The following is an 11,848-nucleotide window of genomic DNA, read 5'->3' as shown; positions in this document are numbered from 1 at the left end:
CGACGAGGACCACCTCGGAGGGGATGTTGCCCCGGGTGGCCACGGAGTATGGGCACAGGGCGTGCGCGGCCTCCAGAATCTCCTGGGCGCTCGCCCGCTCGATGCCGGGGATCTGTGCCTCGATCCGCGTGCTCAGCCCCAGGCTGCCGTTGTCGTTCCTGATCAGCCCGACGGTCACGGAGACCGCCGAGTCCTTAATATCGATCTTCTTCCCGCGCGCGATGGCCTTGAGCGCGCCATGGAAGCACGCCGCGTAACCGGTGGCGAACAACTGTTCCGGGTTCGTGCCCGGTCCGTCGTCACCACCGAGGCCCTTCGGGGCGGAGAGCTGGAGGTCGACCCGGTTGNCGCTGGACACCACCCGTCCGTCGCGTCCACCCCAGGCGGTCGAGGTGGCGGAGTAGATCGTGTTCGCCATGGTTGCCTCCGTGCATCAGGTGTTGCCGAAGCTCCGGAGAGCCTGTGACATTTATGCAACCAAACTGGTGCCCTAAAAACTTCGCGGCCCACACCTTCGATTCCCGCCTAGCCTGAGCGGACGGCGGAGGAGAAGACCGGCGAGCTCGACCGACCGCGACGGGGACGGCCCCGGGATACGACGATCGACACTCGCGTGATCTCCGCCGCAGTCGCCGAGTTGGCCGAGCACGGCGTCGGCGGATTCCGCGGGTTCCACCGGTCCCGCACGCTGCCCTCCGATGGCTGCCCTCCCATGGGCAGCGTGCGGGCGATATCTCCAGGCGGTACGGGATCCCCAGGCGGTACGGGGCCGTGCTCAGGTGACGATGCCCCACCCGGGCAAGAGCGATATGAGCTGACGATCAACCAGCTCGGGCAGGGTCCATCNGCTTTGGCCGCCCGTGCCCACGCTGCCCGTCTCCGGACGATGGTTGACGGTTCTGCCGGTCACCTGGCCTGGTGCTGGTGGCCGGATTGCCCCTTCGCCGTTGATGGGCACGGTGGGGACGGTCAGTGGAAGGTCGAGGGACGGTCGGTCGACGGTGCTCCACACAGCCCGGGGTGGGAGAACGACGGCGGTTTCGTCGGTCACCGTCGTGGGTGCTGGTGAGCGGATTCATCGCTTATCGCCTCGGGGCAGTGCGACCCGAGGGGGCTCTGCACCGCGCCCGCGGACTTATCCACAGGGTGGGTGTGTCGCCATGGGCAGCGGGCGGCGACGTTTTCCACATCAGCTACCCGATCAGCTACCGGATCAGCCACCTGACGGTCCCCATAGATGGGCAGGGTGTGCTCGGGCGCACGGTTGTCCACAGGCCCTGTCGTGAGCCGGGCCCTGCCGTGAGCCGGGGACGGGCCCGTTTAGCCGGGGACGGGTTATCCGAACCGAGCTGCGCGCATCTCGCAGATGTCGGTGACCGGCGGCGGGTGCGGGGCGAAGCGCTGCGCGACCCAGGCGGTGAGCTCGGCCATCGATGCGCCGAGGACGGTGCCGTGGTCCGCGTCGGGGTAACGCCGGTAGTCCACGGTCGTGCCCTTCCGGCACAGCCCGGTGACCACGCTGTCGGTCACCGGGCGTCGGATCACCAGGTCGAGGTCGCCCTGGAGAACGAGGGTCGGAGCCATCTTCCGCAGGGCCACCTCTCGCTGCCGGGCGAATCCGGCTGCGAATGGCTGATGATCCAGTGGATTGACGGTAAAGGCGGTGCTGACGGACGTACCGATGCTTGCCCTGATGAGGTCGGTGGCGCAGCGGTCGCGGGCGATCGACAGCAGTCGCCGGCCGGTCGGGGTGAGTACCCGGTCCAGGTTGATCGTCCGGTCCTCGACGGACAGCCCGATCATCGCCAGCAGGACATAGGCGACCCCGTCGGCATTGTGCTGCAAGGTGGCGAGGGACGCCGGCAGGTCGGCCAGGGGGGCGGTTGCGACGACTCCCCGGATCCGTAGCTCGGGTGCGTAGGCGGCGGCAATCGCTCCGGCGGCCAACACCGCCTGGCCGCCCTGCGAATAGCCCCAGAGGACGACGTCGCGACCGGCACCGGTCGCCTTGAGGGCGGCGGCGGCGCGCGCCGCGTCAAGCACGGCCCTGCCCTCCGGCTCGGCAACATAGATCGCGTGTTCGCCGGGACTCCCCAGCCCCGGATAATCTGTGAGGGCCACGACATAACCGGCCCGGACGAGCGGAAAAGTCGAGGCGGCGGCGATCAGCGCGGGTCGTGCCGCCGACGGTGCACAGGCATCCTTGAGGCCCGTGGTGCCATGCCCGAACGCGACGATTCTTCGGCCGCCCGGCGGAACCGGAACGTTCTCCTCCGGGGCCAGGATTATCCCGGACACCGGAATGTCGACGCCCGACGTCGCGTGGGATCGGTACATCNCCCGCCACGCCCGGATGCCGGTCGGGGCCGGCGCGACCACCTGACTGGACAGAATTTCCCCGCGGGTTCCCGGTGGTAACGATGCACCTCGCTCATCGGGTCCGCCGGCACTGATTGCGGGGGATGATCCGTCGTTGCCATCCCGCTTTCCGCAGGCCGCAAGGGGCAGCAGTCCGAGCAGGAGCCCGAGCAGAAGCAGGACCATGAGCAGCGGGGTACGGACCGGGTGGGAAGGGCATCGGTGCGCCCCGACAGGGGTGGCCCCCGCAGCCGGTCGCGTCGGTCTCCCTGACCGCGCTGACCGCGCTGACCGCATCGGCCGGGAGCGCGGGGTCCGTGGCGTTAACGCATCCGGCCAGGCCGGCGGATCACTCGGATCACTCGGATCACTCGGGACAACAGGCCGCTGATCCTGGCTTGGCCGCCGATAACGCACGAATTAAGCCTAATGAGGCACATCCGGCCATCGACGTCGGCGGTCCACCTGGGCCGGCCAGATCTTGACTGGCGGCGGATCGCTGCACTGGACAATTTGGGAACTCATGATCGGAAACTCATGATCGGGCACCTATGGTGGGGAACCTATGAGGGACGTACCGGGCGCACCCGGGCATGCCGCAACCTGCCGGGACGCGCCCGGGACGCCGGGGAGCCACTCTTGCGGGTGCCCGGTGGGAGACGGGAGAGCGCTCGATACCCTTACGGTGTCCTCGGGCGGGTGCGGTGGCGGTCCCTCGACGGTTGCCGCGGTCTCACGGACGTGTCCAACCCGTCGTCAAAGCCTGTCGGAGGCCCGCGATAGTGAATGCATTCGCGTCGAACACCCTCGCTCTCGGCCCTGGCGTCCTCAGCGCGGACAGCTTGGCCAAAGCGGGCCTGGCTGTCGTTCTGCTGATCGTCTTCGCGGAGTCCGGCCTACTGGTCGGGTTCTTCCTCCCGGGTGACTCCGTGCTGTTCACCGTGGGTATGCTGATCGCCCGCGACGAGCTTTCCACCCCGCTGCCGGTGGCGGCTGTCCTGATCGGGCTCGCCGNGGTGACTGGCGACCAGGTCGGCTACCTAATTGGTCGAAGAGTCGGTCCGGCGTTGTTCCGACGCCCCGACTCGCGGCTGTTCAAACAGGAGTACGTCGAGCAGGCACACGAGTTCTTCGAGAAGTACGGGCCGCGGTCCATCATCCTGGCGCGGTTTGTTCCCGTGGTCCGCNCCTTCACTCCGGTTATCGCCGGCGTGAGCCGGATGAACTACCGCCTCTTCATCACCTACAACATCGTGGGCGGGGTGGTCTGGGGTTGCGGCATCACGGTTCTGGGTTTCTACCTCGGCAAGATAGACTTTGTACGGAACAACATTGAGCCGATGTTGATTCTGATTGTCGTCGTCTCGGTGCTTCCCATTGCTTTCGAATTTCTCCGGGCCCGCCGTAGGAAGCGGGCCGGGAACGGTGCCGTGCGGGAGGGCTCCGCTGGATTCGGCGGGAGNGCCCCGGTCGCCGACGAGGCTGAGACCTTCGCGGTACGGCCACGCCGCGGCGGCGGGCGTCACTCGGTCGCCCATCAACGTCAGACGCCGGGACTGACCGAGGCTGATCGAGAAGACCGAGGCTGATCGAGAAGACCGAGGCTGATCGAGAAGACCGAGGCCGATCGGGATACCCCGATGGTCATCGCGGCCGCGCGAACGGTTACCTGCGATGCGGGCCAAGTCGCGAGGACAGGTCCCGGCGGGCTCCGCACCGATACGGGGGGAGTCGGCGAGACGCCCGCCGGGACCCGTCAACCGTATCGGGTCAACGGGTCATTGTCGCCTCTCCTCGTCACCCAAAGGTGGGAACAGTCGCTGGTCGCACACCGAAAGCATCGTTTGTATGACGATCGTCTCACTATTGATGGGTGGTGCCGTGGCCTTGGGGACCATCGAGCGATCGCGGCAATCGAGCTGGTCACGGTCGGTGCAGTCTGCTGGTCACCGTCACCGCAGCCGGGTGACCGCAGCCGGTCGCGTCCGGACTCACAAGGCGTCCGGACTCACAAGGCGTCCGGCCCGCGTTCCCCCGTGCGGACGCGGGCGATGGCGTCGACGGGAAGGACCCAGATCTTGCCGGCTCCGCTGGCCGCCGATCCGCCCGATCTCCGGATCACCTCGATGACGTCCTCGACGTCGCAGTCCGCGACGACGCACTCGACCCGCACGGCGCTCACCGACTCATCGTGGAAGGTCTGCCCGCGATACGTCTGGGTACGCCACAGTTCGATGCCGAATCCGGTCACCTGGCTGACCGTCATACCCTGAATACCGAAGGTCTCAAGGGCGGTGCGTACGTCATCGATGCGATGTGGACGCAGGATGGCGGTGACCAGTCTCACCGGGACCTCACCAGGTTGTCTGGAACCGCATGCCGACGGCCCGGCGCACCTTCGGGATGAGGTTTCATCGCGGAGAAGCGTAGAGCCGGCAAGCGACGGTTCCGTCTCGGGAATGTCATCGAATGGCGTAACGGAAGGAATGGTAGATGTCCCTGCTCGACCGCGGTACACCCCCCGACCCGTTCGACGTGCTGCCCGCCAAACCGCTGTTCACCGTGACCAGTACGGACCTCGTCGACGGTGGAGTCGTTCCGTCCGATCAGGTGCACACCAGCGCCGGGGGCGCCGACATCTCCCCACAGCTGGCCTGGTCCGGTCAGCCCGCCGAGACCAGGAGCTTCGTCGTCACCTGCTACGACCCGGACGCGCCCACCGGCAGCGGATTCTGGCACTGGGTCCTGGTGGACATCCCCGCGGCGGCGACCGAACTTCCCCGCGGCGCGGGCAGCGGCGACTTCACCGGCCTGCCCGCCGGCGCGTATCACGTGCGCAGCGACTGGGGCTCCAAGGCGTATGGCGGGGCCGCGCCGCCGCAGGGCGACGTACCGCACCGGTACATCTTCACCGTCCACGCGGTCGACGTGCCGAAACTAGAGATCAACGACGAGGTCTCACCGGCCGTCGTCGGCTTCAACCTCACCTTCCACACTCTCGCCCGGGCCGTGCTGCGGGTGACCTTCCAACGCTGACGGGGCCGCCCTGCCGGCGCGGCGAGATCCCCGGGGATCGTCAGCCGGTGGAGCTGGGACTGGGCTCCACAGGCGGGTAACCGAACCCNCCCNTGAGGNCGGCGGCCCGTGGGNCGGCCGGGCCGCCGGCGAGCTCCCNGCCGGCGAGCTCCCGGTCGCCGAGGAGTTCGTCGGCCATCCGGCGCAGCCGGCCGGGACCGAGATCCGGCGGGTCCAGCTCGGCCGGATCCAGATCGTCGGGGGNCAGGTTAGTGTCGTCGACCTCGCCGTGCATCTTCGAGCCGTTGAGCACCACGGGGATCTCCAGGTCGCCGACGACGTGCTCGACGTAGAAGGCGCGGGCGCCGATCAGCCACAGGGCGTAGCCCGGGTCGAGCCTGGGGAGCAGGTCGGCGGCGACGTCGGTGAGCCCGAGCGCGGCCTGCGTGTCGGCGATCTGATCGGACGCCTGCTTGTAGAGGATCCGGATCGCGGTTTCGGCGAGCAGGCCTTTGGCGATCTCCACCGAGTCCGGCGAGGCGGACAGCAGGTCGGAGATGCGGTGGGCGACGATCGCGTTCGCGCATCCCCACTGTCGGGCGAGCTTCTGCTGGGCGGACAGCCGGCGGACGAGGCCGGCGAACCGCATCAGCCGCCAGCACTCGTCGTAGACGACGTAGCGCTGCACGCCGTCCTGGCGCATGAGTGCCGCTTCCATCCACGCCTGCGCGCAGGTCATGATCAGGGCGATCATCTCATCGCTGCCCTGGACCCGCTCCAGGTTCAGCACGGCGATCGGACGGTCGAAGTCCAGGGGAGAGGTGGTCGGCCCGTCGAACAGACCGCCCAGCGCGCCGTGTGTGAGCCGGCGCAGGGTCAGCGTGGCATCCCGGGAGGCGTCGCGCAGCTCGGTCGCGGTCATCGGGAGGTTGACACAGTCCTCCTCGGTTGGATCCGTCATCGCCTCCAGCACGTGCGGCAGGATCGGGGTTGCCCACCGGTCCGGGGACGCCCCGGTGATCTGCCGGGTCACGACGTCGAGAGCCAGGTCGACCGCGGTGTGCTCGGCCGGGGTGAGCGGCACCCCCTTCGCCGTCTCGATCAGGGACGACAGCAGCGCCGAACGAGCCCGCTTCACCTCACGGGCCCAGTCCTCGTCGGCGATGCCCATCGGACGGGGTGGGGCGTCGAGCGGGTTCAGCCGGGTGGCCATGCCGGGCCCGATGTAGGTGGGCTCACAGCCGAGGCGCCGAGCCAGCCGCGTGTACTCGCCCTTCGGGTCACAGGGTACGGCGGCCTGGTAGCCGAACGCCGCCCCTCGCGAGATCAGCGTCTTCAGCAGCGCCGACTTGCGGGAGCCGACCGCGCCGAACACGGCGAAGTTCGGATTCTCGATGACCTGCTGGCGGTACAGCTCGAAGACGTCGAAGTCGAACGAGTTCCCGGACCAGACGTGCCGACCGATGTACATGCCGGGCGCGGCCAGGCCGGAGTCGACGACGAACGGGTAGATGCCGGCGATCTGCGCCGTCGTCTCCATGTGCGCGGGAAGCCGCAGCTTGTGGAACGTTCGCCCGCCGAACGGCCCGAACAGCCGTGGCGGCTGTGCGCCCCGGCGCAGGGCTATCTGGGCCCGGCGCATCGCAGCCTTCTCGGTGGCCGCCGCGGCCCGTTCCGCGCGCCGGCTGCGCCGGGGGGGCTCCGCGGATAGGCGTCCCTCGCGCCGCCGCCGCGGACCGCCGCCGAGGTCCACATAGCCCTCGGCATCGCGTCCCGGGTCGTGGGAGGTGGCCTCGTAGTCCGCCGCCTCGTAGCCGTCGGGGTCGTAACCGGTCTCGTCGTAGCTGGGCGGGTCGTCGAAGTCGCTGTCGTCGAAGTCGCTGTCGTCGAAGTCGCCATCGCCGAAGTCGCCGTCGTCGAAGTCGCCATCGCCGAAGTCGCTGTCGCCGAAGTCGCCGTCGGGGCCCTCGTCGTCGGGGCCGCCGGGGCTGCTGTCGGCGCGCTCGGGGTGACCGGCCACGGCTTCACCGGCTGGATAGCCGGCCGGCACGTAACCGCCCACCGCATGGCCGTTGCCCGCATGGCCGTTGCCCGCATAGCCGTTACTCAGCTGGCCATTGCCTGGCTGGCCATGGCTCGTGTTGCTGTTACCCGGATAGTTGTTACCCGGATAGCCGCCGGTCGGGTAGCCGGTCGGGACCGGGTACCCGCGCGCCGAGGCGTCGTCGTGTGCTGAGCTCACGAAACCCCCACCGCCAACGGTAGCGCTCCGACGCTGAAGCCCTGATCCTGCTCGCCGACGAGACGCACCATCTCCAACCGGCTGCGTGAGGCCAGCGTTTCGGCCTCACCGCAGGCGTCGGCGAGCCCGTCGAGGTCGTCGGCGGAGACCGTGACGAAGCCGTGGAAGCGGAAGGCGCCGAATCCGGCGATCAGCTCCTGCTCGCGGCGTTCGACCTCGTCGGCCTCGGCCACGTCGCGCTGGGTGGTGACCTTCCCGACCTTGTCCCGCATCTGCTGTTCACCGAGGTGCGCCATCCGCCGTCGGTTCACCGCCTTCTCCGCCTTCCGGCCGGGCAGCGGCTCGACCATCAGTGAAACCGTCCGCCGACAGGTCGTCTCCATCAGCAGCGGAGCGAGGAACGCGGCGGGGGAGGGCACACGCGGCCAGCCATTGATCCAGTACGTCGTGTGGAAGCCAGAGTCGGTGCGGTAGTGGTCCCAGGCGGTGACGGCCCGGACCGGGCCGGCGACCGCCGGGTCGATGCCGGACGCCAACCCCTTCAGGCCCCCGGCGAGGTCCGTACTCGCACCACCCCGCGCGTCAATCATCTCGATCGAGTACGGATCGTAGGTGGTGCGGATGACCGCGGCGAGCGCCCGTGGCGGCAGCCATCCGACCGTGTTGATGGACGCACGGGCGAGAGCCGCCTCCATCGTGCGCAGTTCGCCGAGCAGGACGGCGCAGGCCGCCTGGTCACCNCCCCCGGCCCGCTGGATCGCGCGCCGGGCGTCCCTGGTCCGAAGCTGGAACGAGAGGTAGGTCTCGTGTCGCNNCGCCACCGGACCCGCCGCGTCGATGACCTGTTGGTAAGCGTCGGCGGCCCAGGAGTCGTCGTGATGCCCGCGGACCCGCCAGTGCCGCTGAAGCTGGTCGCCGGAGTCGGGCAACGTGCGTTCCAACCACTGGATGCGCGACAGTTTGCCGCCCCCGGCGGTCAGTCCGGCCAGCAGTTCCCCCCAGGCGTCCACCCTGGCCTGCTGGTCACCGGACTCCAGCAGGGCGAACTNGCTACCCTGCACCTGCAGGACGGCGGTGTAGGTCTGCTGCTTGGCATCCTTTACCACCGCCACGTACCGGCCGCCGCCGACCGGTACGGACAACATCACCAGCGACGACAGCGGCCCCGGGAGGACCGNTCGGCTGAGCTGGTCCTCCCCGGCGCCCAGCCGGAAGAACGCGCCACGGAACACCGTTTCGCCCGTCACCTTCTGCATCGTGAAGCCGAAGAGGATCGGCACCCACTGGTCGAGATTACGATCCTCCACCCGGACGAACGCAACAAACAGGAGCGTTACTCCCACCAGTACCCAGAGTGGGATGAACNGGAGCGGAGAGCGAAGTGCCCCGAGCACACACAGCATCACGCCGATCATCAGGCCGAGCTGCGGCCAGCGCATGCCCAGCATGACTCCGCCGCGTTCCAGCGGTCCGAAGCGGTAACTGCGTTCCGCGATCATCGACTACCTCGCTACCTCGCTNCCTCGCCACTCAACTACTCACGTGCCGCCGGTGCGGGACGGCGGCNCCGCCGCCGTCATCTTCGGAGGCCGGGACGCCGGCGGGGGCACGGGTACCCGCCTCGTGGCCTGACCGGTCCCGCGTGCCCCGCCCGTGACGGAACCCGGGCGCATCGTCCTCGTGGCGCCGACCGGCCTGGAATTGCTGCCGACCGTGACCGTCGCCCTGGTGGGGGTGGCGGCTCTTGCCGGTTGCCGGGTACTGCCNCCGCCGGCCCGGGGCCGGCCGGCCGTCGAGCCGCGCACCGCGGCCGTGGCGGCACCCGTCCGGGATGACGTGCCCGCCGGAGCGCCGAGGCCGCTGCCACGACCGGTCCGTAGCCCGGCTGGCCGGGGCAGCGCGGGCTCGCTGCCGACGCCACCGACGCCACCGGCGTCGCCGAGCATGCCGCGGTTGCGGGTCTGCAGCCGTGCGCCGATTCCGCGGAAAGTCTCCCGCGACGTCGATCCCAGCAACGCACCCGCCCCTTGGCCGAACGACGCCGCACTGCGCCGACCTGCCGAACCGACGGCGCGCATCAGGTGGATGTCGGCGAATCCCATCAGATGCAGCAGGACGANGGGAGCNAACNCCGCCGCAATCATCACCACGGCCCCGCCGAGGATCGTCAGTGTCTGATCGACTGTGGAGCCGCTCGAGTCGCTTGCCACACCGGCACCGAGTGTGAAAATCGCGTAAATAACCGGCTTCGCGAAAATCAGCGCCAAGAGGATCTCGGTCGCCCGCTTGATCCAGGCGCTCGTGGACATCGTCGGCTGCCCGGCCAGATACACCGGGATGAACACCGCCATCACGATGATCGCGACCTTGCGGATGTACAGCACCACGAAGAGCGCAAACGAGAACAACGCCACCAGCAGCGACAGCACGATGTCGAGTGCGAAGTTCCCCTGCTCCGGTAGGGCCCGCAGTTGGGTTACCAGGGCCGAGCCGAGTGGCTTCCCGTCACCGAAGGCGTCGGCGATCCCATCCGAGGCGGTGAGCACCATCTGTAGCAGGGTGAGTGCGACGAACGAGCCGAGGATCGCGGTGCCGGTGGAGGCGAGCGCGCGTGCGAAGATGTGAGGATCACCGCGCACGGCGCCCATGATGCAGGCGCAGATGAACAGGCCGGTGACGATCAGGACCGCCACCCCAAACGCGATGTTGTAGTTCTGGACGACGTAGTCGGCATTCAGGTTGATGGTCGTCTTCTGCGCCGCGAAGCTGAATACGGAGCTGGACAGGTCCGCCGCCATGCCGCAGAAGGCCTTGCCTGTCGAGTTGAAGTACGCATCCGCACTCCCCGCTATCGCATCCTTGATGGGGTTGAGCGGGTTGAGTGAACTAAGCGATACAGCCAGAACTTCCTTATCTTCGGTCACGTTCCAGCTCCGACCAATAGAAATTCTTTGAAATTTTCAGCTGCGCGTTCGGTGATGGCGGGTTCTGAAGGGCCGTCTTTTTCGTCTTTAAGTTTCCAGTCTCCCGAACTCCATACGACCTGACAATAGTCGGTTCCCCAACCCTGCCGTGGGGCGAGATTCGGGTTTTGATTTCCGTAGATGCCGAATGCGACGGCTCCCCAGAGGGTGACATCGGCCTTATTCTCATCGTAGGAGCGAACCGCATATCCGGCGATGCGTCCAATTAGAGTGAAGTTGGGAGATTGAATGGATGAAGCGCCGTATGCTTTTGCGCTTTCCATGTCATTCGAAATGATCATTTCGGAAAGCCGCTTCGCCGATTCGGGTGTCGCGGAAATCGAATTGAACATGCTTCTTATGCGGGAAGGTTCACGATTTCGGAGATTTCCAGTAATAGCATCGTAGTTGGCGCAGGCGCTGACGGCGCCGGCTTCGGTGTGGGGGTAGCCGACCGGGATACCGAACTCGTTGATCCGGGTGGGGACACCGGGGACTGAGGTGGTGGCGGCGGTGTTGGCCGGTTGGCTGGACGGTTTCGGCGAGGGGACCAGCGTCGGCGTCACTCCGGGCGGGGTAGCGCTCGGAGAGGTCTGCGGCGCGACGGACGCGGTATCCGGGCCATTCGAACCATTGTCTGGGACCACGTAACGGCCGATGACCAATCCGCCGATCACACTCACCGTGCCAGTGGTCACGATGATGATGATCAGGCGTCTGGCCGCCCACTCCACAAGGCTTACCAACGCCCACTCCCCTCACAAGACGGCACGGTCATCATCGCAATGTCCGCCCGCTGGTATCCGGGGAACAGGTCAGAAGAGCGTTGACGATGGGTCATGGACCACGCCGGGGTCAACGGCAACGGTGAGCTCTACGGCGGGTTGACGCTGGCCAGCCGGGTTAGGGTCGGGTGCGGTGGCCGTTGCACCGGTGGCAAGGAAGAAGTTGACGAAGGCTGCCGCGGCACCGACGAGGAATGCGAGACCGAAGCCTGCGATCACACCGCTCTTGCCGACCATCGACGCGCGTTCGAGGCCCATCCGTTCGCCGAGTGCCCATGCGATACCGCCCAGTAGCACAGCGGCGACCGCAGCGATCACCGCATAGGCCGCCAGGCCGTTGACCAGGTCTTTCAGAGCATTGATGCCAGGCGCCTTGGAGTCATCCGGTTTGACCTGTACCTCAGCGAGGACAACGGTCGCCTTGACGGCGGCGGCGTCCAGGATCATCTCGGTTCCTTTCCCACAGGCGGGGGGNCGCCCNGCCG

10 protein-coding genes are annotated in these 11,848 nt (G+C 67.8%); 2 read left to right on the top strand and 8 right to left on the bottom strand.

Annotated elements, in window-relative coordinates:
• A partial coding sequence (locus tag CED_RS17270; RefSeq protein WP_035912304.1) for an organic hydroperoxide resistance protein occupies positions 1-418 on the bottom strand: 418 nt, incomplete at its 3' end.
• A 917-nt stretch (positions 419-1,335) separates the two neighbouring features.
• The gene (locus CED_RS17260) at positions 1,336-2,544 is read right to left on the bottom strand and encodes a lipase family protein (RefSeq protein ID WP_035912299.1); all 1,209 of its coding nucleotides are present in this window, start codon (positions 2,542-2,544) and stop codon (positions 1,336-1,338) included.
• Positions 2,545-3,140: 596 nt separating this feature from the next.
• On the opposite strand from CED_RS17260, the gene CED_RS17255 reads away from it, so the two are divergent.
• A complete protein-coding gene (locus tag CED_RS17255) occupies positions 3,141-3,947 on the top strand; it encodes a DedA family protein (RefSeq protein WP_035912297.1) in 807 nt (268 codons plus the stop codon).
• 419 nt (positions 3,948-4,366) lie between these two features.
• On the opposite strand, the gene CED_RS17250 is transcribed toward CED_RS17255, so the two are convergent.
• On the bottom strand, positions 4,367-4,705 hold the full coding sequence (locus CED_RS17250) for a P-II family nitrogen regulator (RefSeq protein WP_011434508.1): 339 nt from the start codon (positions 4,703-4,705) through the stop codon (positions 4,367-4,369).
• A 146-nt stretch (positions 4,706-4,851) separates the two neighbouring features.
• Here CED_RS17250 and CED_RS17245 point away from each other — a divergent pair, with 146 nt between their 5' ends.
• Entirely contained in the window at positions 4,852-5,394 is a 543-nt protein-coding gene (locus CED_RS17245; protein WP_011434509.1) for a YbhB/YbcL family Raf kinase inhibitor-like protein, read from the top strand.
• A 40-nt stretch (positions 5,395-5,434) separates the two neighbouring features.
• Here CED_RS17245 and CED_RS17240 read toward each other — a convergent pair whose 3' ends face one another.
• The 5 genes from CED_RS17240 to CED_RS17225 all read right to left on the bottom strand — a co-directional run bounded on the left by CED_RS17240 (position 5,435) and on the right by CED_RS17225 (position 11,810).
• On the bottom strand, positions 5,435-7,615 hold the full coding sequence (locus tag CED_RS17240; RefSeq protein WP_035912295.1) for a conjugal transfer protein TraC: 2,181 nt from the start codon (positions 7,613-7,615) through the stop codon (positions 5,435-5,437).
• Positions 7,612-9,114: an SCO6880 family protein gene (locus CED_RS17235; protein WP_035912293.1), complete on the bottom strand. Its 1,503-nt coding sequence runs from the start codon at positions 9,112-9,114 to the stop codon at positions 7,612-7,614. Before CED_RS17235 ends, CED_RS17240 begins: the two co-directional genes overlap by 4 nt.
• A gap of 39 nt (positions 9,115-9,153) precedes the next feature.
• A complete protein-coding gene (locus CED_RS17230) occupies positions 9,154-10,539 on the bottom strand; it encodes a hypothetical protein (RefSeq protein ID WP_035912290.1) in 1,386 nt (461 codons plus the stop codon).
• Positions 10,536-11,324 carry a hypothetical protein gene (locus CED_RS22905; protein WP_084680838.1) on the bottom strand — a complete coding sequence of 263 codons (789 nt, stop codon included), beginning with the start codon at positions 11,322-11,324 and terminating at the stop codon, positions 10,536-10,538. The genes CED_RS17230 and CED_RS22905 overlap by 4 nt, the downstream gene beginning before the upstream one ends.
• A gap of 69 nt (positions 11,325-11,393) precedes the next feature.
• A complete protein-coding gene (locus CED_RS17225; protein ID WP_011434514.1) occupies positions 11,394-11,810 on the bottom strand; it encodes a DUF6112 family protein in 417 nt (138 codons plus the stop codon).
• Between the last annotated feature and the right edge of the window lie 38 nt (positions 11,811-11,848).

The sequence above is a fragment of the Frankia sp. CeD genome, from assembly GCF_000732115.1.
Lineage (GTDB): Bacteria > Actinomycetota > Actinomycetes > Frankiales > Frankiaceae > Frankia > Frankia casuarinae.
This window is presented reverse-complemented; position numbering and strand designations above follow the sequence as displayed.

What these genes read in the sequence shown, in the direction of transcription:
- CED_RS17245 (WP_011434509.1), top strand. Translation starts at nt 4,852, where the DNA reads ATGTCCCTGCTCGACCGCGGTACACCCCCCGACCCGTTCGACGTGCTG.
- CED_RS17225 (WP_011434514.1), bottom strand. Translation starts at nt 11,810, where the DNA reads ATGATCCTGGACGCCGCCGCCGTCAAGGCGACCGTTGTCCTCGCTGAG.